The sequence below is a fragment of the Synechococcus sp. MIT S9220 genome (assembly GCF_014304815.1).
Classification (GTDB): domain Bacteria; phylum Cyanobacteriota; class Cyanobacteriia; order PCC-6307; family Cyanobiaceae; genus Synechococcus_C.
Window position 1 is genome coordinate 1,985,310 of sequence record NZ_CP047958.1, and the last position, 23,174, is coordinate 2,008,483.

The window sequence follows — 23,174 nt, forward strand, 5'->3', positions numbered from 1 at the left end:
GTCGGCAATGAGCACGAAGCAAGTTTGCTCGCATCCAAAAAGCCCCGCATTGGCGGGGCAAGGATTCACGAAATCCGATCACTGAAATCAGATTGTGCAATCCACCAGCTTGGTGGGTGACATGTGTGCCGACGTGACATCACAACCCTCAGACGAAGCAGCAAAAGAATGCTGTGCGTCATGAAGACGACGAGCTTTGAGCTCTTTTTCTTTGATCATTGCGAGGGTGTTCATTAGAACCTCCTACAGCGCCTCAAACCCCGTTGCCTGTTTGAGATCGAACTGCGCCCTTCTTAGGGCCAACGTGTTCCAACCTTAATCGATCCAGTGGGACATGTAGAGGTGAATGCCGAACAACTTGTCCCGGGAAGACCGCACTGCCCACAAGAGCACGATTCAAGCCCCATAAGTGCCATAGGTCATGGCTCCAAGCATTGGAGAGCCTGCTGGAGAGCAACGCCAAGCGCGATGCACACACCTCCTGGAAGCGTCGGCGGACAAAGACCACACAAGGGCACCAACTGAATCCAGACAATGGACAGCAGCGCCATCAAGGCAACGCGTCCTCACTGGCTGGGAATCATGGATTGCGGATGATGGCCTGTTCAGACGGTTTCCCGTTATGGTCACCGCTGCAGGAATGGATTCAATGGGCGACTACACCGTTGCAATTTGGGCCACCATCGGGCTTGTTGTGGTGTTCACGGTGCCAGTCGTCTGGCAATTCATGCAACCCAACGACGATGACTTCGGTGATCTGACCAAGCGTCGCAAATAAACGTTGCCTGTGACTTCACAGGACAGCTGATCCCCATAGAGACAACGGAAGCAATCGTTGAGAATTTAAGTAGCAACCTCAATGAGCTCAAAGCTCAAGCAAACTTCAAGCATTCCCATGTACTGCGCTGATCTGCACATAGATTTCGATTAAGGCCAGACATTAAACAAGTCACTCTCCTGACAGCCAAAACAATGCACTCAAGGAGCGAGCCAATAAAAAGAAAATGATGCTAATTTATATCAATTTACTACTTTATCGTCTTTCTGAATTCAATCAAGAAAACACTCATTATTGTTTAAAATTTGACCGCTGCCGAATTAGTTTTCAAGCTGAGACTTCCTGCCTTTGGAATGGCTGTGCTTTGAAGACAGCTGCAACAAACTCGATGCTTTTTCCTGTTCTTCAACTTTCGCCAAACGATTCACAAGATCCCAGGTGTCTTGAGCAGACATTTCACCATCTGCTTCCCACTCCAAAGAAGACAAGTCAGAGGGAGACATCGCGCGGAAGACGGCTTCACAACTTAATGGAAGGACTGCTGGAATCCAGCATTACAACAGCAATCAAATCTTTAATGATTTGGAAGTTGGTACTGGCGAATACGATCACGCTTGATTTTGGCTGAATGAACTCTCCCCAGCGCTCGTTGCCAAAAGCTGTGGCAAAAGCACGACCTTCCGACAATCCAGAAAAACTCATCAAACGATTTAGAGCAGTGACGTCATTGCATTCGTTGAGTCGTTGGCTCAGCTTGTGATGCACAGAGCAGCAGACAACCAACCGTTGAAAAGCTCAGAACAATTCGTGAATCCTTAGATCGGAAATCTTTGCGTCACTCGAACCTGAACAGGTGAGCGCCAACAATCAGACTGCGCTCACCATTGACGAGTTCATGGAGTCGGGCAGCTTGTCCAGCCGCAAAATCAGTCAACTACGTCGCAGTCACATGCGCGATGCCACCTTGGATGAGGTGTTCATTGTGCTCAGTATTGGAGCAAGCCTGATCTCGACCCTGGGCCTGCTTGCTAACAGCTCTGCAGTGGTCATCGGCGGCATGGTGGTGGCGCCATGGATCATGCCTCTCAGGGCGGCAGCCTTCGCCATCCTGCTGGGGGAAGTAAGGCTGCTGGGTCGATCTCTGCGCACTCTGCTGGTGGGGGTTTTGAGCACCACGCTGCTCTCCTTTCTGCTCGGTTCAGTCACTGGCTTGCCACAGTTCGGCACTGAGGTTCTGGCCAGGACCTCGCCCAATTTGCTTGATCTGGGAATCGCACTCGTGGCAGGAGGTCTAGCGACCTATGCGAAGTTGCGAAGCGATGCCGTGAGTTCGCTGGCGGGAACGGCAATCGCCGTGGCTCTAGTGCCTCCTGTCTGCGTGATGGGACTGTTGCTGTCTCACCAGAGCTGGAGTGATGCCCGCGGAGCTGGATTGCTTTTCGCCACCAATCTTCTGGGAATTCTCACGGGCGGGTTGGTCCTGATGGCCTGGAAAGACCCCGAATTCCGCCATGAACTGATCCGAAGTCGACTCAGTGTGGCCAGCTTCACACTCACAGGCCTGTTGCTGATTCCACTGGGAGGCAGCTTCATCGGATTACTGACTCAAGCCAATCGAGAAAATAGGCAATCCATGGTGGAACAAACGGTTCGTAAATTTCTTGTCAATGAAACTCTGACCTTCAGCGATTCGGAATTAGTTGATGTGGAGCATGTTGACATTGACTGGAAAACAACCAAAACAGGTAAGAATAAAGAAGAAGGAATTATTCGGATCATTGTTCGTGTGACGGATCCCGACCTTCCGAGCTACAAACAGGTCACCTTGGTACAAGAGGAGATCAACAAACTCTTACAGAGTAATTACCAGCTTGTCGTCCAACGCACCGCTGTTGATGTGGTTGGGCCGAAAAAAGTGATTCCTGCTGCTCAGGAATTCGAGCAGCCTGAGATCGAACGACCCTCACCAATCAAACAGGCTGAGACTGGCCAGCCCGAAAACAATCCGCTGTCACAACATTCCGGCAATGCGTTCGATGCCCCATGACAGTCTTTCTGAGTGGACACCATCTTCTTGCCAGTTGTTGAAGGGATTACAGGACGCAACCTTCAGCAAATCATCCGGAATCTGATGCCATCCATGCATTGATTCCGGCCATAAACTCGGCAGATGAACCCGACCGGACGCCGAACTTTTCTAAGGCTGATCGCTGGCGCAGCTCTTTCAGGCGGCATCCTGGATGGCCTGTCGCGAAAGACCGGATCACAACAGCTGGGCTCAGTCTCCACTCAGACCCTTGGCGGGTTGAAACTGGGCTTGATCAGCGACCTCAACGGTTCCTACGGAAGCACGAGTTACAGCAGGGCCGTTGAGCGTGGAGTGGCGTTGCTGTTGCGGCAACAACCCGACCTCGTGCTTTGTGCTGGAGACATGGTGGCTGGCCAAAAAAGATCGCTAACCAACAGCCAGCTCAAGGAGATGTGGGCTGGTCTTGAACAAACGGTTCGAGCACCGCTTCAACAAGCAGGGATTCCTTTGCTCCCCGCCATTGGCAATCACGATGGATCGAGTCAACAAGATCAAGGAGGCTGGATCTACGGGCGTGAGCGCCAGCAGGCTGGTCTGTTCTGGCACGGGAATCGCGGAGATCTGCAATCCGGGTTCATTCAAAGCGAGCGATTTCCCTTTCAGTACGTATGGAGACGTCCTGGACTGTTTTTGGTCGTAATCGATGCCTCTTCAGCCAACGTTGATTTTTCACAACGACGATGGATCGAGGCAGCATTGATCTCCACCCATCGCCAACCTGACGATCTCTGCCTGGTGATGGGCCATCTGCCGCTCACTGCCTTCAGCGAAGGACGGGCGCGCTCTGGAGAATGCATCGCCAATCCTCAGGAGCTAGCCGGTTTGATGCGAAGGGGAAGGGTTGATCTGGTGATCTCGGGTCACCACCACGCCTGGTACCCCTCTGAATCACTGGGTTTACGGCTGCTAAGCCTGGGAGCAATGGGCAGCGGACCACGCCGGATCATAGGCAGCAGTGTGACTTCACCACCATCTCTGACGCTTCTTGAGTGGTCTCGACCCTCGAAGCTGATTCGGGAAACGACCATTGATCTCAACACCATGCAGCCCATGGACAGTGATGGTCTCCCTGCCCAGGTGAGTGTTTCTGGTTTTCCCGTGGCTCGCCGCAGAAGCCTGCTATGGCAAAGCGGATCACTGAATGACTGATCTGAGAGCTCACTGACCGACCAGGCAGCCAGCAAAAAGCCCCCTCGTGAGAGGGGGCTTTCCGATTCAGTTGACCTGAATCGTTTGTTGATTCCAGATCAACCGATGGCGGGAGCTTGCAGAGCCACAGGAGTGGACTCAGCAGCAGCCAGGTCGAGGGGGAAGTTGTGAGCGTTGCGCTCGTGCATGACTTCCATGCCGAGGTTGGCGCGGTTCAGCACATCAGCCCAGGTGTTCAGGACGCGGCCCTGACCATCAAGGATGGACTGGTTGAAGTTGAAACCGTTCAGGTTGAAGGCCATGGTTGACACGCCAAGGGCGGTGAACCAGATGCCGACAACGGGCCAGGCAGCCAGGAAGAAGTGCAGGCTACGGCTGTTGTTGAACGACGCGTATTGGAAGATCAGGCGACCGAAGTAACCGTGGGCAGCCACGATGTTGTAGGTCTCTTCCTCTTGGCCGAACTTGTAGCCGTAGTTCTGGGACTCGCTCTCGGTTGTTTCACGAACCAAGGAGGAGGTCACCAGTGAACCGTGCATGGCGGAGAACAGTGAACCACCGAAGACGCCAGCCACACCAAGCATGTGGAAGGGGTGCATCAGGATGTTGTGCTCGGCCTGGAACACCAACATGAAGTTGAAGGTGCCGGAGATGCCCAGGGGCATGCCGTCAGAGAAGGAACCCTGACCGAAGGGGTAAACCAGGAACACGGCGGAGGCAGCAGCCACAGGTGCGCTGTAAGCAACGCAGATCCAGGGGCGCATGCCGAGGCGGTAGGAGAGTTCCCACTCGCGACCCATGTAGCAGAAGATGCCGATCAGGAAGTGAAAGACAACCAGCTGGTAAGGACCGCCGTTGTACAGCCACTCGTCGAGAGAAGCAGCTTCCCAGATGGGATAGAAGTGAAGGCCGATGGCATTCGAGGAGGGAACAACAGCACCAGAGATGATGTTGTTGCCATAGATCAGGGAGCCAGCAACGGGCTCACGGATGCCGTCGATGTCGACGGGGGGTGCTGCGATGAACGCAACGATGAAACAGGTGGTGGCAGCCAGCAGGGTGGGGATCATCAGCACACCGAACCAGCCCACATAGAGGCGGTTGTTGGTGGAGGTGACCCACTCGCAGAACTGCTGCCAGCCATTAGCGCCGGAGCGCTGCTGAATGGTGGTGGTCATGAGAACGGGAAAGAATGTCTCCGAGGAGACGGTTACGGAAGGGCAGGAAGCCCTGCCAAGCGTGATTGTAAAGCAACATTGCGCAAGATGTCGCTTGCTTTATGAAGCCGACGTGAAGAACCATTGAGACCTCGCTCAGGCGCGACCCGCCCAAAGCCAAAGCCCCTAAAGGATCACTTAAGGTTCTCAGGTTGTGTCTCAGGAGACGCCTGTGGTCCTCATTCGTTGGTTGATCGCAGGACAGCGTCTTGAGGAAACCGTTCCCACCAAGGCAGCGCGCCACAGGCGTCATGAACTGGAATCTCAGGGCGCAGTCGTTTACTGGAGTGAACGACTGGTCGAAACTGGCTGAACACCCACACTGAATCAATCCATAACGCCGCGGCCATGCATCCGTCTTCAGCCCCCGCCGTTCGATCGCTGGCCATGGCTCTGACCGCCGTCATGACAGCGGCTCTGACCAGTGCCTGCCAGAAACGGGCTGACACTCAACCATCAACAAACATCAGTCGCGACGCGCAAATCAGCGAGCTGCAAAACCGTGTCGACCAGCTTGAACGACGAGTCAGCAAAAACATGCCTGGTAGTGACGACAGGGGAGAGCGTGTCCCACCCGGGCCGATCAAATCCATCACCTTCCGCAGCGGCACCGCCGACGATCGGCTGAGGATCTATTGGGAAAATGGCAAGGTCAGCAGCTTGCCCTGCACGCTCGAGCAGGGCACATGGGCCTGTGGATAAGCATCTCTAGGGAGTGAATCGGATCCCCAGTCACAGCGAGACATGCCTTCCCACTCCCGAGAAACACCATTGACGAACCATGGGCATCAGGCTGTGAGCGCAGACAGGAAAACCATGAACCGACTGCTGACAGCCGCCACCGGGCTTGCGCTCTGCCTGGGAGGCATCGGTGCTGTGCAAGCTGCACCCTCTTTGCCAGTCGCCCAGCCGAAGGCAGCGAACCTCGCAAGGATGCGAGCGGAGTCTTTGAACGGTGGGCTCGCGTCTTACCGCGCCGCAGCATGCATGTATGAGACAGGGGCAAGCTCATGCCTGATCTCCAAATCGGATCAGGGTTTTCTGTTCGGTTTCCTCGGCGGCCCACCAGGCTGGCAGCAGCAATCACCCCCGCGTCCCACTTTGGAAACGAGAGTGCTCGTCTCACAAGACGGAGAGCGAATCCTGGCTGTTCCTTACAACGGTCCGATCCCCTAATCCCCGGTCAACAGACCACAACGGATTAGTTGACAGACGCTGTTGCTCTGTCTCCGATAGAAGGGTCTTAACCAAGGTCATGAACCTCTCTTCAGTAACCGCCCTGGCTGTGATCGCTGGGACAGGCGCTTTTACAGGCGCCCCAGTCATGGCACAGGCACCAGTGCCAGCATCCCAGGTGCGTGCCTTAAATCTGGCGCGCAACACAGCTGTGACCGAGAACGGTGGGCTCAGCGTCTACCGCCCCCAGCCCTGCATGTTCAAGACCAGCTCGGGCGGCGGAGATTGTCTTGTCGATGACTCTCCCAGTGGTTACACCTACAGCTTCCTTGGTGGAGATCCGGGCTGGCCTGAGGACGGCAGCGATGCCACCACGGAAACCGAAATTCAGATTGCTCCAGACGGTCGCAGTGTCCTCAGCATCATTTACAACGGGTCGCCGCGCTGATTCCCGTTCAGCAAAAGAGCAAGGGCCTCTGTCCAGCTCTGGGACAGGGGCCATTCCTCACGGCTCGTGAGGCTGAGGGCAATGGCCTTTTCCGCGTAAGCCGCTTCATTGATGAAGACAGGGATGGATCCGTCCGGCCCCTCATAGGTAATGGTTGTTCCCTGAGCTGAAACAAACAGCGGATCACCGCAGCGAAGGGGGATCCAATCGCGGTCCTGAAGCTGCGGGTGAATCAGTGCAGCCGCCTCACCTGAAGCATCTCGCGGCAGATCAAGGCTTTTGAGGTGACGGTGGAGCACCAGCTTCTTTGGGTAACAGGCTTGGCCTGAGACGACTTTCGCAATGGCCTCAAACACCGCCTGAAGCGCCAGCTGCGTCTGTTGAACGATGTCATGCCTACGAACACTTTGAGGCACTGGCCCCACTTCAATCACAAGTCCGCAAGGCCAACGCTCCACCATGAAGCCCTGTTGCGCGACATCGGCTTCATGCAGATAGACCTGTAGCCCCAGCGATGACTGGACCAGCGCAGCTAGGGCCAGGTCAGCTGGCCTGCGGCCGTACACCACCAGGCAGTTACCCATCGCAGCTGTGGTGCTGTGCAGGTCAACCACCAGGTCACAGGGTGTTTGGCCCTCAGGCCCGAACATGCGCTGCAGTTCCAGGGCTCTCAGCATTTCACGATCGCACTGCTCGGGGTTGGTCGCGCTTTGCTGCAGGAGATCGGGACGGAAGGAACGATTGAGATCGCGATCGCAATAACGACGACCCACGGCGCGGGCCTCCGGATTACCAATCACTGTTTGAACGACACATCCACACGCGTCAATTAGCTCCTTCTGAACAGCCCATTGCTCCAGAAGCCAGGGAGCATTGACTTCATTGCCGTGGGTACCAGCCACCACCAGCACTCGGGGGCTTGCCATCAGGTCGCTGCACTCATCCACAGCCTGAAGGACAATGCCTTGAAACGGAACCGTGATGTCGATTCCTCCACTGATCGTTCGCAGTGTGCGAAAGGGCTGGCAGTGGCAGTGGCAACGCCTGATGACAGGGCTAGGGCCCGCGGATGACCAGGGCAACTACCAAAGGCCAGACAGCGCTCCGATGCAAACGTCGGTCCCGGAGGCAGAGGATCTGCAGGAGCGAGCCCCAAACCGACGACCTCGGCTGCTGATCGGACGCAGCTGTCCGTGGGCACACCGCACCTGGCTGATGGTGAAGCTGCGAGGTCTTGAAAGCAGTCTTGAGGTGATCACCGCCAAGGCTGACCACGAGGAGGGACGATGGCGACTGGATCCCAGCTGGCTGGGCTGCACCAGCCTGTTGGAGCTGTATCGCCGCTGTGGGGCGGAACCCAGTCTGCGAGCGACGGTGCCGGTGCTGGTGGATCCTGGCCGCAACGAACAACAGCAGCCACGGCTTCTCGGCAACGACAGCACGCCACTCACCTTGGCTCTGAATCGCTGGCCTACAGCACCTGAAGCCCCCGACCTGGCTCCTGTCAGCCTGCAGGAACGGATTGAAAGCTGGCAGGAGCTTCTACAGCCAGCGGTGAACGACGGGGTTTACCGCTGCGGCTTTGCCCGGAATCAGTCGGCCTATGACCAGGCAAGTGCCGCCATGGCTGATGCTCTTGAGGAGATTGAACGAAGTCTTAGCAAGGAGGGGCCATGGCTTTGCGGTACAACCCTGACCCTTGCCGACGTCCGCCTGTTCCCAAGCCTGATTCGCTGGGAGGCTGTCTACGCCCCCCTGTTCGGATGCAGCGCAAAACCCCTTTGGATGCTGCCTGAACTGTGGAAATGGCGACAACGGTTCATGGCTTTGCCTGGAGTGGAGGCCACCTGCGACGCTGCAGCCTGGCGCCATGACTACTTCGGCGCCCTCTTTCCTCTGAATCCCGGCGGAATCGTTCCGCAAGGCCCGAAGCTGAGCACACTGGTGAACAGCACCATTCCCCAGCCATGACAACCGCCGATCCCCAGTTCGACGGAATGTATGGACCTTTCACCATTACGTCGACGGATAGAGAGGAGGTTCAGCGTTACAGGATCTGTCTGCTGGTCAGCGGCATCTCGCTGAGCGCCGGGCTGCTGCAGTGGTGGCTGGTGGGGGGGCATTGGGCCTGGCTTTGGCTTCTGCCTCTAGGCGTCAGCCTCGGGCTGGCCCTGCAGTGGATTCATATTTATCTGCGACCGCTGCATCAAGCGCTGCAGCTGTTTTGGCTGCTTGGCTGTCTGGGGTGGCTGGTGCTGATGCTTCAAACATCAGCCCATGAAGCCCTCGACACGCTGGCGATCCAACCCCGATGGCTCCTGGCCATTGGACCGATGTTTGCAGCTCTTACCGGGATCGGCTTCAAGGAATTCTTCTGCTTTCGTCGTCCGGAGGCCGTGGGCCTCACATTGCTCCTTCCCATAGCTCTTCTGGGACGGCTGCTGGGGCTGATTGGCAACGGCGCCTGCGGAATGTTGGTGCTGGTCGCCGGGCTGCTGCTGGTCGTGCTCGCCGTGCGGAAATTCGGCATGGAGGCAGCAGCTGATGTTGGAGACAAGAGCGTGTTTGCTTATCTAGACGCCCAGCGCGAGGAAGCAGGCTCGTGAGTCTGATCAGCCTGGTTGGTGCTTCCAAAGATTTCGGCATCCGAACCCTGTTCGAGGACCTCACGCTGCATATCCGTGAAGGGGACAGGGTTGGATTGATCGGACCGAATGGAGCCGGTAAATCCACTCTTCTGCGGGTTCTGTCAGGAAAGGAACCACTTGGAGGCGGAGAGCGGCGCTGTTCCTCCCGTCTGAGAATTGAGCTGGTTGGTCAGGACAGCACGGTGGAGCCTGGGCTCACCGTGCTGGAACAGGTGCTGGCCGGCTGTGGAGAAAAGCGGGAGCTCCTGCTGCGCTTCAGCGCCGTCTCTGAGGCGGTGGCCCAGTCTCCTGACGACACAACGCTGATGCGAGAACTCGGTGCTCTGAGCGAACGCATGGACGAGGAGGGAGCCTGGGGGCTTGAGCAACAGTGCCAGGAAGTGCTGCAGCGCCTGGGAATCAGCGATCTACACCGCCCGGTGGAGGATTTATCCGGGGGCTATCGCAAGCGAGTGGGCCTGGCCTCGGCACTGGTTGCCGGCCCAGATGTGCTTCTCCTGGACGAACCGACAAACCATCTGGATGCAGCGGCTGTGGAATGGCTGCAGAGCTGGTTGGATCGGTACCCAGGAGCTGTGGTGCTCGTCACCCACGACCGTTATGTGCTCGACCGTGTGACACGCCGAATTGTGGAAGTGGAGAGGGGACAGGCCTCCAGCATTGATGGCAATTACAGCGCTTATCTGCAGCGCAAAGCTGACCAGGAGGTCTCAGAAGCCGCTGAAGCTGCCCGATTCAAGAGCGTGATGCGACGGGAACTGGCCTGGCTGCGTCAGGGCCCCAAGGCGCGGAGCACCAAGCAGAAAGCTCGCATTCAGCGAATCGAGGAGATGCGGGCAGCACCCCCGAAAACCAATCGCAGCCAACTGGAGATGAGCAGCGTCAGCCGTCGGATCGGCAAGCTCGCGATCGAAGCTGAGCAACTGACGGTCACCGCTGATGGCCAGGTCGACGGCCCGGTCCTTCTGAAGGATTTCACCTACAGCTTCAGTCCCGAGGATCGGGTCGGCATCATCGGACCCAATGGCAGCGGCAAATCCACCCTGCTGGACCTGATCGCCGGACGGCGGCAAGCCACTGCTGGCAGTCTCCGCCTTGGAGAAACAGTGCATCTCGGCTATCTCGATCAGCACACCGATGCACTCACAGAAGGGCGTGGACTCGAGCGCAAGGTGATCGAATTCGTCGAAGAGGCCGCATCTCGAATTGATTTAGGAGGAGAGCAACTGAGTGCCTCCCAGCTGTTGGAGCGATTTCTATTCCCGCCCGCTCAGCAGCACAGTCCGCTCAGCAAGTTGTCAGGAGGGGAGCGACGACGGCTGAGTCTGTGTCGAATGCTGATTCAGGCTCCCAACGTTTTGCTGCTGGATGAACCCACCAACGATCTCGATGTTCAAACGCTGAGCGTTCTGGAAGATCTGCTCGAAGACTTTCGCGGCTGTGTGGTGGTGGTTTCTCACGACCGCTACTTTCTGGATCGAACCGTCGATCGTCTGTTCTGCTTCGAGCAAGGACGTCTGCAGCGTTTTGAAGGCAACTACAGCGCCTTTCTTGACCATCGCCGGAACCAAGAAAAGAGTGCCGCGGCTGAAGGCAACCGCAATCGCTCCAATGAGGAGCAAACCAGCAAAGAGCTGGCTTCGAAGAACCAGGGTCCACGTCGACGCAGTTTCAAGGAATCACGAGAACTGGAATCACTGGAACATGAACTACCTCAGATGGAGCAGCGCAAAGCAGACCTCGAGCAAGCCATCTCCAGCGGCCAAGGCGATCTCACCAGCCTGAGCCACGATTTGGCCAGCCTGCTGGAAGCGCTCGAAACCAGTGAAGAACGCTGGCTGGAACTCAGTGAACTGGTTCCCTGAGAGAACGGCGACGACGACGAGGATGCGTCAGTTCTCCGCCAGGGTCACCAACCAGACCCACGTTGGAGTTCATTAAGGGAACAGGACAACTCAATGGCGTGGAGGGGCGACCACTCCACGGCGCTGGTCTCACTGCTTGACCAGAGGCTTCGGCCAGTTTCATCACGGTGGGGCGGTAATCGTCCGCTGAGCGATGCAAGGCCATCTGGTCACCCATGCGACGCAGGTAAAGATCATGCGACCAAAAAATCTGGTTGTGCTCGAAGGCCTCGCAGGCGGCCTGTAGTGAGCTGAAGCGCTGACTCACCAGCCCTGAAGGAGCACATTGCTTCCACTCAAGAACCTCCTGAAAGCTCAGACCGCAACGCCATTGACGCTGTTCTGAGAGATAGCAGAAGTTCTCCGGACCATTGATCCAGAACATGCGGCCCTCTTCATCCATGAAGTGGCGCCCCTGTCGTTGCCTGATTCGCACCATGACCACGAACCCTTTCTTCTTTGCTGGTAGCCGAGGTCACCCGACCAAGTCATGAGTGTTGATACGGAAACGAGGTCTGATGTCTGGCAGCTGGCAGCACGGCGCAACGGCCGTATGGTGTGGGCGTCGACATTGGTTGGGACACGCCAACGACTCCATGAAATCCATCGACGAACACATCAAGAAGGACCAGAGCGAGCTCGAAGCTGCCAAGGCAGAGGGCAACGATGCCAAGGTTCGCCACTTCAGCGAAGAGCTTGAGTCCCTGCAGGACTACAAGAAGGAGCATCCCGGCGACAGCCACGATCCCACTCCCATTGAGCTCTATTGCGAAAACAACCCGGAAGCTGATGAGTGCCGCGTTTATGACGACTGAATCGTGCGCTGCGCAATCAACTCAACAAAAAAGCGGGGATCAAACCCCGCTTTTTTGTTGAGCAGCCACGATCAAGAGCTCGGCATGGTGAACCATGCCGCGTGGGTCACTGATCTTCGTTGAAATCGGCAGGGCTGCCTGTGAGGCTGCACACCACGGCTTCCTCTGGCTTCATGGCATGCACTCCAGCAATTGGACGACCGCGACGGCGCAGGGCCTCGATTTGCTGGGGCGTTTGACAGCGAGCGATCAACTGGCCCTGGGTGTCGAAACAGGTGAAGAAGGTCATCGGACGTTCTCTCATTGTTCCCGTTATCGCCATCCAACGCTGAACGCACAAGTCTTCGTGGGAGCCCGAACACGCTTCTCGACAAATGGATGAAGTCAATGGATGAAACAAATGGCTCAGACGCCCAGTTCGATCCAGACCTGATTCAACAGATCTTTCAGTCCTTGACCCATCACAGCTGAAATCAACAGTGGCCTCCGACCACTTTCTTGTTCCAGAGCCTCCACTAATGCGTCGCGACCCGACTCATCCAGAAGCTCAAGCTTGTTCACCACGAGCAAGCGCTGACGATCCACCAGGCCATGGCCATAAGCCTCTAACTCCTTCTCCACCACCTTTAGATCACCCAGTGGATCATCCGCCCCTCCATCCACGACGTGAATCAGCAGGCGGGTGCGCTCGATGTGGCGAAGAAAATCATGCCCGAGTCCGGCACCCTGGGCGGCACCGGCAATCAGGCCAGGAATATCGGCAAAGACCGTGCCATCTCCGGTCGGACGGCGCACCACACCGAGATTGGGCACCAAGGTTGTGAAGGGGTAATCGGCGATCTTGGGACGGGCTGCAGACAAGACGCTGATCAACGTGCTTTTGCCGGCATTGGGCAAACCGATGATTCCGACCTCGGCCAGCAGCTTCAATTCAAGCTGGAGAGGCCACTCCTCTCCGTCGCGACCTTCAGTGCACTTTTCGGGCGCACGGTTGCGGTTGCTCAGATAGTGGGCATTTCCCAGACCGCCGCGGCCTCCGAACGCCACCATGAGCTGCTCTCCAGGCGCGGTCAGATCACCCATGAGGATGCCGGTGGTGAGATGTCGCACCTCCGTTCCGCAGGGAACATGAATGACCAGAGGCTGGCCAGACGCACCGGTGCAGCGATTGGGGCCGCCCCGACGACCATCAGTGCCTGCAAACAGTCGCTTGTACTTGAAATCCAGCAGCGTCTGAAGATTCGAGTCAGCCTCGAGGACCACGTGGGATCCATGCCCCCCATCCCCACCTGAGGGACCACCGGCTGGAACGTACTTCTCACGACGGAAGGCCACGATGCCATCACCGCCACGGCCGCCACGGACGGTGATGCGCGCCTGGTCGATGAACTGCACGAAAAGCTTCGATCGGGACCAGTCACCAACCCTAGGATCGCGAGGCACGGGAGATTGAGCTTGGCCGGCGTTCGCTTCGAGGCGCTCAGCAAGAGCTATCCAGGTCGTGGTGGGGGGGGGCCCGTCGAGGTGATTCGTGACCTCTCACTGTCGATTGAAGATGGTGAATTTCTGGTTCTGGTCGGTCCTTCCGGCTGCGGTAAGAGCACCTTGCTCAGGCTGATGGCAGGCCTTGAGACACCCAGTGCAGGTGAAATCCTGGTGGGGCAGCAAGCTGTAACCAAGCTGAGGCCTGCCAAGCGCAATGTGGCGATGGTGTTCCAGAGCTATGCGCTGTATCCGCATCTCAGCGTTCGCGACAACCTCGGGTTCGGACTGCGTCGCAGCCGCCGCCGCCGTGCCATCGAGCAGCTCCATGACCAATTGCATCGCAGCACACGCGAGCTGCCGCGCCTGCTTCAAGTCCGATCTGAACGGGAAGCGAAGGTGGAACATCGGGTGCTGGAGGTGGCCCGGGCTCTCGAATTAGATCAGCTGCTGGATCGACGGCCCAAGGAGTTATCCGGTGGTCAGAAACAACGGGTGGCGCTCGGGAGAGCCATGGCGCGTCAGCCGGATGTCTTTCTGATGGACGAACCGCTGAGCAATCTCGATGCCAAGCTGCGCGGCAGCACCCGTACTCGCATCGTGGACCTCCAGCGTCAGCTGGGGACCACCACTCTTTACGTGACCCACGACCAGGTGGAGGCCATGACCATGGGTCACCGGATCGCCGTGCTCAATCACGGGCGGCTTCAGCAACTGGGCACACCGATGGAGCTCTACCGCTGGCCATCAAACCTGTTTGTGGCCCAGTTCATCGGCAGCCCTCCCATGAATGTGCTGCCAGTCCAGGTGGGTCGCAGCCAGACACTCCACCTGGGCGAACGCCGGGTGAGTGTGGAGGGTCCCCTCAGTGCTGCACTGGCAGGTTTCGAGGGCCAACGGCTCCATGGAGGCATTCGTCCCGAAAATCTCAAGGTGGCACCTGCCACCAACCGAAACCTGCAAGCAGACGTCAGTCACAGTGAAGTGCTGGGCAACGAACAGCTGATCACTTGCAGGCTGCTCGATGGGGAGCACTTGGTACAGGTCAGGGCAGATCCAGGTCTCAGAGCAATACCAGGCAGTCGCATTCATCTCGATGCTGATCCCCATGGATGGCGCCTATTTGACGACCAGGGGGACGCCATTCCGATGCCGACACCCCCATCAGAACGAGACGACACACCGGTGCTTCCCGATCTGACCTGAAGCGAAGCCCTCTTCAGCGCACCCAGATGACACTGCATCCAGCGCCACCATCACCCTGCTCAGCATCCAGCACACGCTCCACGTAGTCCAGTGAAGCCAACCAGTCGCGCAAGCCACGTTTGAGGCGACCGGTGCCGATGCCATGGATCACCCAGACAGGGCCATTTGCCCCTCGCAGAACATCGTCAACAGCAGCCTCAGCTTCATGCACACGCATGCCCCGCACATCAATTGTGTTGCGTGAGGTCCGCACCTCAGCAGCGCCACTGCCTCGGCGCGCCTTGATCTGAACCACGGGTGCTGGAGGTTCAGGTTTGCGTCCATCAAGACTCTCCACAGCTGAAAGCTCAACGGTGCTTCGCATCACCCCACAGCGCACATTCAGCTGCAAGCCATCGTCGGAAACAGCCAGTACCTCAGCAGCTTTGCCGAGTGCCAGCACACGGATGCGATCACCCACCTGAGGGCGCCAACCCAGATGCTGTCGTCGCTCTGGCTCAGGTCGATGACGGTCTTCGAGCTTGCGCAGACGCTGACCGGCTTTCCGTGCCGTTTCACCATCGGCCTGATCGTCACGGAGACGACGGATGAGTTGCCGTACTTCCTTCTGCCCTGAGCGAATCGAGGTCTCGAGGCGCTGCCTGCCCCGTTCCTGCCGTTCAGCGGAATGTTGTTTCTGTGTCTCCCAACGCTTCAGCAGTTCTTCATGCAGCAGTTCAGTTCGGGCCAAGAGGGCAGCTGCATCCTCGGCAGCAGCCTGCTGACGCTGACGTTGTTCCTCTAGTCCACGGATCACAGTGTTGGCCTCCCCATCCCCGCGTGGTGAGAGAAGGCTGCGAGCTTGATCAATCACCCCGGCATCTAGACCGAGCCGCGTGGCGATGGCGAGAGCATTGCTTCGACCAGGAATTCCCCAGAGCAAGTGGTACGTCGGAGAGAGGCTTTCACTATCGAAAGCAACCGACGCATTCTCAAAACGGGGATCGTTGTACTTGAGAGCCTTGAGCTCACCGAAATGGGTCGTGGCCACGGTGAGCCTTGCACGATCGGCCAGCTCACGTAACAAAGCCGTGGCCAGAGCACTGCCTTCGCTGGGATCCGTACCGGCTCCCACTTCATCAAGCAGCACCAGAGCAGGAGCTGGGCCCGAGCCGATCGACTCCAGGATGCGACTGATGCGCTTGATATGGCCACTAAAGGTGGACAAGCTCTGCTGCAGTGATTGCTCATCGCCGATATCAGCAAGAACCTGGGCACACCAAGGCAGGGTTGGGCTGCCAGTGCAGGGGAGCCAGAGCCCTGCACGTGCCATCAGTGCAGCAAGCCCAAGACTTTTGAGCGTGACGGTCTTGCCACCGGTGTTTGGCCCCGTGATCGCAACCACCCTCAGAGAAGCCGAGACATCAACGCTGACGGGAACGACCGATGGCCCCTGCTCTTTGCGCTCCTGCCACACCAGCAGAGGATGACGCAGATTCTGCAGTGTGAACGGAGCATCACTTGCGGCCTCGAGCCGAGGGGGAACAGCACCCAGCCACTGCCCGTAACGACCTCGTGCCAGAGCCACGTCTAGCTCCAATAGCACCGCCATCAGTGCGAGCAAACCATCGACCTGCTCAGCAACAGCAGCACTGAGTTCGGCGAGAACACGCTGCTCCTCCTCACGGATCCTGCCGTCGAGATCCGCCAACCGATTCCCCAGATCGACAACCGACTTGGGCTCCACGAACACTGTGCTGCCCGAGGCGGAACTGTCATGAACCATGCCCGGGCACTGGCCACCAGCTCCAGCTTTCACAGCGAGCACAGGTCGTCCATGCCGCTGAGCGATCACCGTGTCCTGAAGATGTGCTGCCCAGCGCCGGATCACATCCTGCAATTTGTCGCGCCTGCGTGACCGCAGCTCTTGCCATTGCCGACGGAGTCCCTCCAGCGAGGCACTGGCGCGATCGGCGACGCGACCTCCTTCTTCAATGGCGAACTTCAGGCGTTGTTCCAGCTCCGGCAAGGTGGCCACATCCGAGAGCAGAGCAGTGCACACCGGCCTGAGCTCAGGATCATCGATCTGTCGGCGCAGACGACGCGCTGCAGCCAGGGTGTCGGCAACTGCGAGCAGCTCCTCACCGGAGGCAACACCTCCCTTGCTGCAACGCAGCAGAATCAGATCAAGATCAGCCACCCCTTGGAAGCTGAGGCCTCCATCTAAAAGGCCGTCCAGGCTTGCCATCTCCTGCGTTTTCGCCTGAAGGATGAGGCTTTCAGGAAGAGATTCCGGCAGTAAACCTTGGCAGCAGTGACGTCGCCCCTGGAGCGTGCTGGTGAAGCTGGAGAGATGCTGGCAGAGGCGCGGCCACTCGAGCAGCTCCAGCGTTTCTACAAGAGCGGACATCAATCGGGCTGAGCGACTCCAGGTTGATTGGTGGGGATTCCCCCTGGAGGCTCATAGAGCATCTCCAACCAGTTGCCTTCGGGATCGCGTAGGTAAAAGGATGCCGTGCCGTCGCGATGGTCATGAACACCACCCACCGCGACACCTGAAGCCTTCAAGCGGTCATGAACCACATCCACATCTGCGCGATCGCGGAAATGGAAGGCGAAATGGGGACCTGCAGCCTTGTATTTAGGCCCCAGCAAAGCCAGACCATCGCGGGAATCACCAGCTTCGAGGTAGCACCAGTCGTTGGCCTCCCAAACCATGCGCATGCCAAGGCCGGTGTAAAAACTCACAGCTCGTTCCATGTCGCTGACGCGGATGGCGACATGACCAAGGCGCTGCACGGCAGACATGAACGATCTCATTCAGCCCACATATTCTGTAGGTCGCAGACCCCGGAGCGGTGGCCTGACTGTGAATTCAATCCAGGAACGGATCGAAAGCCCTCAGAAACGAACGAGTGCTCAGGCAACCCACACCAGAGACAGCCAATCTCAGCTCCTGGTCAACAAGATCATCCCTGCTTTAACCATTCAGCGGCATCGCAAGCGTGATAAGTGAGGATCAGATCAGCTCCAGCCCTTTTAAAGCTGAGCAGCGTCTCGAGAACCACGGCTCGCTCATCAATCCATCCCTTCTCGGCCGCTGCCTTGACCATCGAATATTCACCACTGACGTTGTAGGCAGCGATGGGCAGCTCCGACTCCAAACGGAGACGATGAATGATGTCGAGGTAAGCAAGACCTGGCTTCACCATCATGATGTCGGCCCCTTCCTGTTCATCGAGCTGGGCCTCGGTGATGGCTTCCCTGGCATTGGCAGGATCCATCTGATAGGTGTCCTTGTTTTTAGGAATCGGCTTGCTAGCCGTCGCGCGCGGGGCTGAATCCAGTGCTTCGCGAAAGGGGCCGTAATAAGCGGATGAATATTTAGCCGTATAGCTGATCACACCGACGTGCTCAAAGCCTTCATCGTCAAGGGCTTCGCGGATGGCACCGACTCGACCATCCATCATGTCGCTGGGCCCGATGAGATCAGCACCTGCACGGGCCTGCATCACAGCCTGTTTGCAAAGCTGCTCAATGGTTTCATCGTTGAGCACAACGCCTTGCTCACTCACGATGCCGTCATGGCCATCGCAGGAATAAGGATCCAGGGCGACATCCGTCATGATCGCCATCTCAGGGATCTCCTGCTTCAGCTGGCGGATTGCACGAGGGATCAGACCATTTTCGTTAAAGCACTCAGCCCCGTCCTCGGTTTTAAGTCCTTCAGCCACCTTGGGGAAAAGCACCACGCAACGGATGCCCAGATCCCAGGCACGTTTCACCTCACCAGTGAGTTGATCAAGGCTCCAGCGACTGGCGCCCGGCATGGCGCCAATCGGCTCCACTCCAGCACCTTCATGCACAAACAACGGATAAATGAAATCTGCTGGGGAAAGACTGTTTTCACGGACCATGGCTCGCAACGCCGGCGAGCGGCGCAGGCGACGCGGGCGGTAAGTGAGGTCCATCAGCAGCCTTGATCGGTGCAGGAGATCGTAAGCGTCAACAGCCGTCAGGGTCTCAAAGACGAGCGCTCTGTAGCCAGTCGCTACGGGGATCGTCGGTTCGGGCTTCTCTGAGCTGCTCCAGCAGATTGCGCTGCTGATCCGACCATTGGCTGGGCCACTGCACGCTGAGATTGAGGAGCAGATCACCACGTCCGGCTTTCAAGGGCCAACCTTTCCCTTTCAGACGCAGGCTCCTGCCAGGCGATGTACCGGCGGGAATCGAAACCTCAGCCTCACCGTCAGGTGTCATGACCTTCACCAGGCCACCGAGAGCAAGCTCATCAATGGAGACGGGCAGGTCCGCACGTAGCTGATCACCATCGAGACGCCAGACCGGGTGCGTTTGCACCTCGAGATTGAGATAGAGATCTCCGCGGCGTCCGGTTCCCGGCTGCAAATTCCCCTTGCCTTTGAGCCGAAGCTTGGATCCTGTTTTGACCCCGGCAGGGATCCTGACTTGAACCCTCTCATCATTCACAGAGAGAGTTCGCTCAGCACCGCGGAAAGCCTCGGCGAAGGTCACTTTCACACTGGCTTCAGCATCGAGATTCAAAGGAGTCCTCGAGGCCCCTCGGGGGAAACCACCACCGCCGGCGAAACCTCCCCCAGGAAAGCCACCACCAGGGAAACCACCGCCGGCGAATCCGCCTGGAGCGCCTCCAAAGCCTGCATTACCAGGGCCACCGAAACGACCCAGCAGGTCATTGATGAAATCGTCGAAGTTGCCGTAGCGGCCAAAATCAACATCAAACCCTCCGGCACCCGCTCCAGCACCAGGAGCTCCGGCCTGATTCCAGTACTGACCAAACTGTTCATATCTGCGGCGCTTATCCGGATCGGAAAGCACCTCATAGGCTTCGCTCACCTCCTTGAATTTGGCCTCAGCATTGGCATCACCGGGATTCACATCGGGGTGATATTGACGCGCCAACTTGCGAAAAGCCCGCTTGATCGCATCGGCATCAGCACTGCGCTCTACCCCGAGCACCTTGAAGTAATCGCGGTATCCACTGCCGGCCATGGTGATCGCTGCGCTCCAAGAGCTCCGATTGGTCTCAGTGTCCCAGTTCCGTCCGGGGTTCGGCACCGATGAAGGAGGCCGGATGCCCGTACGTGGGAACGCACGTACATTTCGCAAATGCTCAAAGTTCTTCTGCTTGGCGCACTCAGCAGCCTCAACATCGCCTTCATTGGCAGTGGCACAGCCAAAGCAGGTCCCGATCCCGGCGCTCTGGCTGACTTTCTGAGCCGAACCAAGGTCATTTATTACGGATCCTGGCGCTGCCCGGCATGTCAGTACCAAGCACGACTATTCGGCGATGCGGCAATCCGTCTTCCCTACGTGGAATGCGGGAAACCCGAGGAACTACCGATCCAAGCGGCTGCCTGCAAACAAGAGGAAATCCGGGCTTATCCCACCTGGATCCTGCCCAACGGTGAGCGACGGGAAGGTGTGCAATCCCTGGAGGGCCTAAGGATCTGGTCTGGAATGCCCGAGACCCCCTAACACGATGACCGCGAGCAGGCGTTCCCTGATCAACGGCTTTCAATGGCGACACTGGCGGGGAGATCTCACAGGTGGTGTCACTGCTGCAGTCGTGGCACTGCCACTGGCCCTGGCGTTCGGCAATGCAGCGCTAGGCCCGGGAGGGGCGATTTACGGTCTCTACGGAGCGATTATCACAGGCTTTTTTGCAGCACTGTTTGGCGGAACACCGGCCCAAGTGAGCGGACCGACAGGCCCGATGAGTGTCACGGTGGCAGGTGTGGTCAGCAGTCTCGCGGCAGTCGGAGCGAGCCGGGAGCTCAGCCAGGGAGACATGCTTGCCATGGTGATGGCCGCGGTGGTTCTTGGAGGATTACTGCAGATCCTGATGGGGGTGCTTCGCCTCGGGCGATACATCACTCTGGTTCCCTATTCCGTGGTCTCCGGGTTCATGTCGGGGATCGGCGTGATCATTCTGTGCCTCCAGATTGGCCCTCTGTTGGGGATCAGTAGCCAGGGAGGAGTGGTGTCCTCGCTGCAAATGGTGAGCAGCAATTTCACGCCCAACCCCGCTGCAGTGGCGGTGGGCATCGCGACACTGGTGGTGGTGTTCGCCGCACCACGACGGGTGACCAAAGTGATCCCCTCACCATTGTTGGGGCTTCTGCTGATCACGCCACTCGCGCTGTGGCTATTTCCAGAAGACCTACCACGCATCGGTTCGATCCCTGAAGGAGGACTGAGCTTCAGCGCTCCGAACTGGAGCAACCACCTCCCGCTCTTGCTCAAAGCGGGGTTGGTGCTTGCTGTGCTCGGAGCGATTGACTCGTTACTCACATCGCTAGTGGCTGACAACATCAGCCAAACCCGCCATCGATCAGACCGGGAACTGGTGGGTCAAGGCATTGCCAACAGCATCTCAGGACTGTTCAGCGGGCTCCCAGGTGCAGGGGCAACGATGAGAACGGTGATCAACATCCGATCAGGCGGACGAACACCCCTTTCAGGCATGACGCACTCCGTGGTGCTGCTTGTCTTGTTGTTAGGAGCCGGACCTCTTGCCGAAGGCATCCCAACAGCACTGCTGGCGGGAATCCTGATCAAGGTCGGGCTGGACATCATCGACTGGGGCTTCCTGCTTCGAGCACACAGGCTGTCGTTCAAAACGGCACTGGTGATGTGGGGAGTTCTCTTGATGACAGTGTTTTGGGATCTCATCGGGGCCGTTCTTGTAGGAATGTTCGTGGCCAATTTGCTAACGATTGAATCGCTGACGAATCATCAGCTCGGCAACATGAACACCGGAACGGGACATCTGACGACCCAAGAGCAGGGTTTAATGAAACGCTGTGGTGATGATCTGATTCTGTTCCGAATGCAAGGCCCGCTAAGTTTCGGCGCAGCGAAGGGAATCAGTGAACGAATGATGCTGGTAAGGAAATACAAAGTGCTACTTCTTGACATCACAGATGTGCCACATCTAGGCGTCACAGCAAGCCTTGCCATCGAGAGAATGGTTAAAGAGGCTGAACGACAGCAGCGCAGAGTACTGGTGACGGGGGCAAGCGGAAAAGTCAAACAAAGGCTGGCGCAATTTGGGATCAAACATCTCATCGACGAAAGACTTGAAGCTTTAGGTCAAGCAGCGGACTGGATCAACAAGACAAACAACTGACTCGAGAAAACGAATAAAACTCCTTTTAAGACAGGACAAACAATCAAGAACAGAAGAGATACTGGAAACTCATCAATGCAGAACAATGAAAATCCATAGAGAGAAAATAATAACAATTTGAGACGAAAATGCAAAGATCAGGAATAAAGTCTTCCGGCCAATTACGACTGCCTAAACCACAAATCAAACCAATAACAATCGATACACCGTCACGTAAAAACGTCGCAGGCGATAAGGCAAGAGAAGGATAAAGTTTTTGCCAGAGAAGAAGGCAACCATGGCCTTGGCAGGTAAGCAAACCCTGGAAGCATTTATCGACTACATCGAATCCGATTCACTGAATCGCAAGAAATGGCTGCAGCGCGTCAGAGAGGCTGGATTCGATCAGGCATTGTCGGAATACCGTGAAATGGCATCGCCAAAAGGGATGCCGTTGCAGATGTGACGAGAGCCGTGCTAAAAACAGCAAGGTCAACACAAAATGTCACAAGCTTGTAGCAAAATTACAGGCAAGCGTGTCACATACAACCAAGAAGCGCGTCAAAAGCGGGAACAACCTTGGCCGGAAGCAAGGATGATGATCCAGTTATCCAATTCCTATGGCTTTCACGATTTTCTTTGCAACATCAACGGGCAAAACGGAAGATATTGCCGATCGCCTGAAGGAACTTCTGGGGACTGATGCCAAAGATGTAGACAGCATCAGCGGTGTCGACGAATTGGCTTCTGCAGAAGCTCTCGTCTGCTGCATTCCAACTTGGAACACAGGTGCCGATGAAGCACGTTCAGGTACAGCCTGGGACGACCTGATTACTGAAATTCCTGGTCAAGATTTCGCTGGTAAGCCCGTTGCGATTCTTGGATTGGGCGACTCCTCAGGTTACGGCGACTATTTCTGTGACGCCATGGAAGAGCTGTATAGCGCATTCCAAAAATCTGGCGCAAAACTGATCGGTCAAGTATCTCCTGAAGGTTATACCTTTGATGAGTCAAAGAGTGTGATCGACGGTAAGTTCTGTGGACTGCCTATTGACGAAGACAACGAGTCTGAACTCACCGACCAACGCCTGTCTTCTTGGGTTGCGCAAATCAATTCAGAAGCCTGATCATCG

Annotated in this window: 27 protein-coding genes and 1 pseudogene; 17 read left to right on the plus strand and 11 right to left on the minus strand. The window is 57.2% G+C overall.

Annotation, left to right across the window (positions count from 1 at the left end):
- The first annotated feature begins 622 nt into the window (after positions 1 to 622).
- On the plus strand, positions 623 to 778 hold the full coding sequence (locus SynMITS9220_RS11040) for a hypothetical protein (RefSeq protein ID WP_170951776.1): 156 nt from the start codon (positions 623 to 625) through the stop codon (positions 776 to 778).
- Between the two features lie 320 nt (positions 779 to 1,098).
- Here the strand turns inward: SynMITS9220_RS11040 and SynMITS9220_RS11045 are convergent, their stop codons facing one another.
- Together SynMITS9220_RS11045 and SynMITS9220_RS11050 are read right to left on the minus strand one after the other, a co-directional pair.
- Entirely contained in the window at positions 1,099 to 1,281 is a 183-nt protein-coding gene (locus tag SynMITS9220_RS11045) for a hypothetical protein (protein ID WP_115125626.1), read from the minus strand.
- A 16-nt stretch (positions 1,282 to 1,297) separates the two neighbouring features.
- Complete coding sequence (locus tag SynMITS9220_RS11050; protein WP_186989253.1) at positions 1,298 to 1,480, minus strand: hypothetical protein; 183 nt, start codon at positions 1,478 to 1,480, stop codon at positions 1,298 to 1,300.
- A 151-nt stretch (positions 1,481 to 1,631) separates the two neighbouring features.
- On the opposite strand from SynMITS9220_RS11050, the gene SynMITS9220_RS11055 reads away from it, so the two are divergent.
- The gene (locus SynMITS9220_RS11055) at positions 1,632 to 2,825 is read left to right on the plus strand and encodes a DUF389 domain-containing protein (RefSeq protein ID WP_370594335.1); all 1,194 of its coding nucleotides are present in this window, start codon (positions 1,632 to 1,634) and stop codon (positions 2,823 to 2,825) included.
- A gap of 123 nt (positions 2,826 to 2,948) precedes the next feature.
- Positions 2,949 to 4,016 carry a metallophosphoesterase gene (locus SynMITS9220_RS11060; protein WP_186989255.1) on the plus strand — a complete coding sequence of 356 codons (1,068 nt, stop codon included), beginning with the start codon at positions 2,949 to 2,951 and terminating at the stop codon, positions 4,014 to 4,016.
- A 98-nt stretch (positions 4,017 to 4,114) separates the two neighbouring features.
- Here the strand turns inward: SynMITS9220_RS11060 and psbA are convergent, their stop codons facing one another.
- Positions 4,115 to 5,194 (minus strand): photosystem II q(b) protein, encoded by a 1,080-nt coding sequence (gene psbA / locus SynMITS9220_RS11065; RefSeq protein ID WP_186490358.1) that lies wholly within the window; start codon positions 5,192 to 5,194, stop codon positions 4,115 to 4,117.
- A gap of 193 nt (positions 5,195 to 5,387) precedes the next feature.
- Between psbA and SynMITS9220_RS11070 the strand changes: the two genes are divergently transcribed.
- From SynMITS9220_RS11070 to SynMITS9220_RS11085, 4 genes are all read left to right on the plus strand, one after another.
- On the plus strand, positions 5,388 to 5,546 hold the full coding sequence (locus SynMITS9220_RS11070; protein WP_170951850.1) for a hypothetical protein: 159 nt from the start codon (positions 5,388 to 5,390) through the stop codon (positions 5,544 to 5,546).
- A 35-nt stretch (positions 5,547 to 5,581) separates the two neighbouring features.
- Complete coding sequence (locus tag SynMITS9220_RS11075) at positions 5,582 to 5,935, plus strand: hypothetical protein (RefSeq protein WP_255483069.1); 354 nt, start codon at positions 5,582 to 5,584, stop codon at positions 5,933 to 5,935.
- Between the two features lie 114 nt (positions 5,936 to 6,049).
- Positions 6,050 to 6,409 (plus strand): hypothetical protein, encoded by a 360-nt coding sequence (locus SynMITS9220_RS11080; RefSeq protein ID WP_255483070.1) that lies wholly within the window; start codon positions 6,050 to 6,052, stop codon positions 6,407 to 6,409.
- A gap of 79 nt (positions 6,410 to 6,488) precedes the next feature.
- A complete protein-coding gene (locus SynMITS9220_RS11085) occupies positions 6,489 to 6,857 on the plus strand; it encodes a hypothetical protein (protein WP_186989257.1) in 369 nt (122 codons plus the stop codon).
- Here the strand turns inward: SynMITS9220_RS11085 and SynMITS9220_RS11090 are convergent.
- Positions 6,836 to 7,783 carry an aspartoacylase gene (locus SynMITS9220_RS11090; RefSeq protein WP_186989259.1) on the minus strand — a complete coding sequence of 316 codons (948 nt, stop codon included), beginning with the start codon at positions 7,781 to 7,783 and terminating at the stop codon, positions 6,836 to 6,838. The two genes, SynMITS9220_RS11085 and SynMITS9220_RS11090, sit on opposite strands and share 22 nt — an antisense overlap.
- Positions 7,784 to 7,838: 55 nt before the next feature.
- Between SynMITS9220_RS11090 and SynMITS9220_RS11095 the strand changes: the two genes are divergently transcribed.
- From SynMITS9220_RS11095 to SynMITS9220_RS13510, 4 genes and pseudogenes are all read left to right on the plus strand, one after another.
- Positions 7,839 to 8,828: a glutathione S-transferase C-terminal domain-containing protein gene (locus SynMITS9220_RS11095; RefSeq protein ID WP_186989261.1), complete on the plus strand. Its 990-nt coding sequence runs from the start codon at positions 7,839 to 7,841 to the stop codon at positions 8,826 to 8,828.
- The gene (locus SynMITS9220_RS11100) at positions 8,825 to 9,463 is read left to right on the plus strand and encodes a DUF2301 domain-containing membrane protein (RefSeq protein ID WP_186989263.1); all 639 of its coding nucleotides are present in this window, start codon (positions 8,825 to 8,827) and stop codon (positions 9,461 to 9,463) included. Before SynMITS9220_RS11095 ends, SynMITS9220_RS11100 begins: the two co-directional genes overlap by 4 nt.
- Before the next feature lie 62 nt (positions 9,464 to 9,525).
- A pseudogene (locus SynMITS9220_RS13505) lies at positions 9,526 to 9,960 on the plus strand (ATP-binding cassette domain-containing protein); the annotation flags it as partial.
- 180 nt (positions 9,961 to 10,140) lie between these two features.
- Positions 10,141 to 11,370, plus strand: coding sequence for an ABC-F family ATP-binding cassette domain-containing protein (locus tag SynMITS9220_RS13510; protein ID WP_370594399.1), 1,230 nt, complete (start codon positions 10,141 to 10,143; stop codon positions 11,368 to 11,370).
- Here SynMITS9220_RS13510 and SynMITS9220_RS11110 read toward each other — a convergent pair.
- Complete coding sequence (locus SynMITS9220_RS11110) at positions 11,351 to 11,848, minus strand: hypothetical protein (protein ID WP_186989267.1); 498 nt, start codon at positions 11,846 to 11,848, stop codon at positions 11,351 to 11,353. The two genes, SynMITS9220_RS13510 and SynMITS9220_RS11110, sit on opposite strands and share 20 nt — an antisense overlap.
- 157 nt (positions 11,849 to 12,005) lie before the next feature.
- Here SynMITS9220_RS11110 and SynMITS9220_RS11115 point away from each other — a divergent pair, with 157 nt between their 5' ends.
- Positions 12,006 to 12,224 (plus strand): CP12 domain-containing protein, encoded by a 219-nt coding sequence (locus SynMITS9220_RS11115; protein WP_067096415.1) that lies wholly within the window; start codon positions 12,006 to 12,008, stop codon positions 12,222 to 12,224.
- Positions 12,225 to 12,330: 106 nt separating this feature from the next.
- Here SynMITS9220_RS11115 and SynMITS9220_RS11120 read toward each other — a convergent pair whose 3' ends face one another.
- Entirely contained in the window at positions 12,331 to 12,513 is a 183-nt protein-coding gene (locus SynMITS9220_RS11120; RefSeq protein WP_067096726.1) for a hypothetical protein, read from the minus strand.
- A 116-nt stretch (positions 12,514 to 12,629) separates the two neighbouring features.
- Complete coding sequence (cgtA, locus tag SynMITS9220_RS11125) at positions 12,630 to 13,619, minus strand: Obg family GTPase CgtA (protein WP_186992150.1); 990 nt, start codon at positions 13,617 to 13,619, stop codon at positions 12,630 to 12,632.
- Between the two features lie 60 nt (positions 13,620 to 13,679).
- Between cgtA and SynMITS9220_RS11130 the strand changes: the two genes are divergently transcribed.
- On the plus strand, positions 13,680 to 14,912 hold the full coding sequence (locus SynMITS9220_RS11130) for an ABC transporter ATP-binding protein (protein WP_186989269.1): 1,233 nt from the start codon (positions 13,680 to 13,682) through the stop codon (positions 14,910 to 14,912).
- A 13-nt stretch (positions 14,913 to 14,925) separates the two neighbouring features.
- On the opposite strand, the gene SynMITS9220_RS11135 is transcribed toward SynMITS9220_RS11130, so the two are convergent.
- From SynMITS9220_RS11135 to SynMITS9220_RS11150, 4 genes are all read right to left on the minus strand, one after another.
- Positions 14,926 to 17,301 (minus strand): endonuclease MutS2, encoded by a 2,376-nt coding sequence (locus SynMITS9220_RS11135; protein ID WP_186989271.1) that lies wholly within the window; start codon positions 17,299 to 17,301, stop codon positions 14,926 to 14,928.
- Positions 17,301 to 17,699 carry a VOC family protein gene (locus tag SynMITS9220_RS11140; RefSeq protein ID WP_186989273.1) on the minus strand — a complete coding sequence of 133 codons (399 nt, stop codon included), beginning with the start codon at positions 17,697 to 17,699 and terminating at the stop codon, positions 17,301 to 17,303. Before SynMITS9220_RS11140 ends, SynMITS9220_RS11135 begins: the two co-directional genes overlap by 1 nt.
- 161 nt (positions 17,700 to 17,860) lie before the next feature.
- Positions 17,861 to 18,862: a porphobilinogen synthase gene (gene hemB, locus SynMITS9220_RS11145; protein ID WP_186989275.1), complete on the minus strand. Its 1,002-nt coding sequence runs from the start codon at positions 18,860 to 18,862 to the stop codon at positions 17,861 to 17,863.
- Between the two features lie 52 nt (positions 18,863 to 18,914).
- Complete coding sequence (locus SynMITS9220_RS11150; protein WP_186992160.1) at positions 18,915 to 19,922, minus strand: DnaJ C-terminal domain-containing protein; 1,008 nt, start codon at positions 19,920 to 19,922, stop codon at positions 18,915 to 18,917.
- Positions 19,923 to 20,039: 117 nt separating this feature from the next.
- Between SynMITS9220_RS11150 and SynMITS9220_RS11155 the strand changes: the two genes are divergently transcribed.
- The 4 genes from SynMITS9220_RS11155 (at position 20,040) to fldA (ending at position 23,168) form a co-directional block, all read left to right on the plus strand.
- Complete coding sequence (locus tag SynMITS9220_RS11155) at positions 20,040 to 20,408, plus strand: hypothetical protein (RefSeq protein WP_186989277.1); 369 nt, start codon at positions 20,040 to 20,042, stop codon at positions 20,406 to 20,408.
- 4 nt (positions 20,409 to 20,412) lie between these two features.
- The gene (locus SynMITS9220_RS11160; protein ID WP_186989279.1) at positions 20,413 to 22,062 is read left to right on the plus strand and encodes a SulP family inorganic anion transporter; all 1,650 of its coding nucleotides are present in this window, start codon (positions 20,413 to 20,415) and stop codon (positions 22,060 to 22,062) included.
- A 277-nt stretch (positions 22,063 to 22,339) separates the two neighbouring features.
- Positions 22,340 to 22,507, plus strand: coding sequence for a hypothetical protein (locus SynMITS9220_RS11165; RefSeq protein WP_186989281.1), 168 nt, complete (start codon positions 22,340 to 22,342; stop codon positions 22,505 to 22,507).
- Between the two features lie 154 nt (positions 22,508 to 22,661).
- Positions 22,662 to 23,168, plus strand: coding sequence for a flavodoxin FldA (gene fldA / locus SynMITS9220_RS11170; RefSeq protein WP_186989283.1), 507 nt, complete (start codon positions 22,662 to 22,664; stop codon positions 23,166 to 23,168).
- Positions 23,169 to 23,174: the final 6 nt, after the last annotated feature.

Coding starts and splice junctions, on each gene's coding strand:
- SynMITS9220_RS11040 (WP_170951776.1), top strand. CDS start 623: ATGGTCACCGCTGCAGGAATGGATTCAATGGGCGACTACACCGTTGCA.
- SynMITS9220_RS11045 (WP_115125626.1), bottom strand. CDS start 1,281: ATGTCTCCCTCTGACTTGTCTTCTTTGGAGTGGGAAGCAGATGGTGAA.
- SynMITS9220_RS11050 (WP_186989253.1), bottom strand. CDS start 1,480: ATGAGTTTTTCTGGATTGTCGGAAGGTCGTGCTTTTGCCACAGCTTTT.
- SynMITS9220_RS11060 (WP_186989255.1), top strand. CDS start 2,949: ATGAACCCGACCGGACGCCGAACTTTTCTAAGGCTGATCGCTGGCGCA.
- psbA (WP_186490358.1), bottom strand. CDS start 5,194: ATGACCACCACCATTCAGCAGCGCTCCGGCGCTAATGGCTGGCAGCAG.
- SynMITS9220_RS11075 (WP_255483069.1), top strand. CDS start 5,582: ATGCATCCGTCTTCAGCCCCCGCCGTTCGATCGCTGGCCATGGCTCTG.
- SynMITS9220_RS11080 (WP_255483070.1), top strand. CDS start 6,050: ATGAACCGACTGCTGACAGCCGCCACCGGGCTTGCGCTCTGCCTGGGA.
- SynMITS9220_RS11085 (WP_186989257.1), top strand. CDS start 6,489: ATGAACCTCTCTTCAGTAACCGCCCTGGCTGTGATCGCTGGGACAGGC.
- SynMITS9220_RS11090 (WP_186989259.1), bottom strand. CDS start 7,783: ATGGCAAGCCCCCGAGTGCTGGTGGTGGCTGGTACCCACGGCAATGAA.
- SynMITS9220_RS11095 (WP_186989261.1), top strand. CDS start 7,839: ATGTCGATTCCTCCACTGATCGTTCGCAGTGTGCGAAAGGGCTGGCAG.
- SynMITS9220_RS11100 (WP_186989263.1), top strand. CDS start 8,825: ATGACAACCGCCGATCCCCAGTTCGACGGAATGTATGGACCTTTCACC.
- SynMITS9220_RS11110 (WP_186989267.1), bottom strand. CDS start 11,848: ATGGTGCGAATCAGGCAACGACAGGGGCGCCACTTCATGGATGAAGAG.
- SynMITS9220_RS11115 (WP_067096415.1), top strand. CDS start 12,006: ATGAAATCCATCGACGAACACATCAAGAAGGACCAGAGCGAGCTCGAA.
- SynMITS9220_RS11120 (WP_067096726.1), bottom strand. CDS start 12,513: ATGACCTTCTTCACCTGTTTCGACACCCAGGGCCAGTTGATCGCTCGC.
- SynMITS9220_RS11135 (WP_186989271.1), bottom strand. CDS start 17,301: ATGTCCGCTCTTGTAGAAACGCTGGAGCTGCTCGAGTGGCCGCGCCTC.
- SynMITS9220_RS11140 (WP_186989273.1), bottom strand. CDS start 17,699: ATGTCTGCCGTGCAGCGCCTTGGTCATGTCGCCATCCGCGTCAGCGAC.
- hemB (WP_186989275.1), bottom strand. CDS start 18,862: ATGGACCTCACTTACCGCCCGCGTCGCCTGCGCCGCTCGCCGGCGTTG.
- SynMITS9220_RS11150 (WP_186992160.1), bottom strand. CDS start 19,922: ATGGCCGGCAGTGGATACCGCGATTACTTCAAGGTGCTCGGGGTAGAG.
- SynMITS9220_RS11155 (WP_186989277.1), top strand. CDS start 20,040: ATGCTCAAAGTTCTTCTGCTTGGCGCACTCAGCAGCCTCAACATCGCC.
- SynMITS9220_RS11160 (WP_186989279.1), top strand. CDS start 20,413: ATGACCGCGAGCAGGCGTTCCCTGATCAACGGCTTTCAATGGCGACAC.
- SynMITS9220_RS11165 (WP_186989281.1), top strand. CDS start 22,340: ATGGCCTTGGCAGGTAAGCAAACCCTGGAAGCATTTATCGACTACATC.
- fldA (WP_186989283.1), top strand. CDS start 22,662: ATGGCTTTCACGATTTTCTTTGCAACATCAACGGGCAAAACGGAAGAT.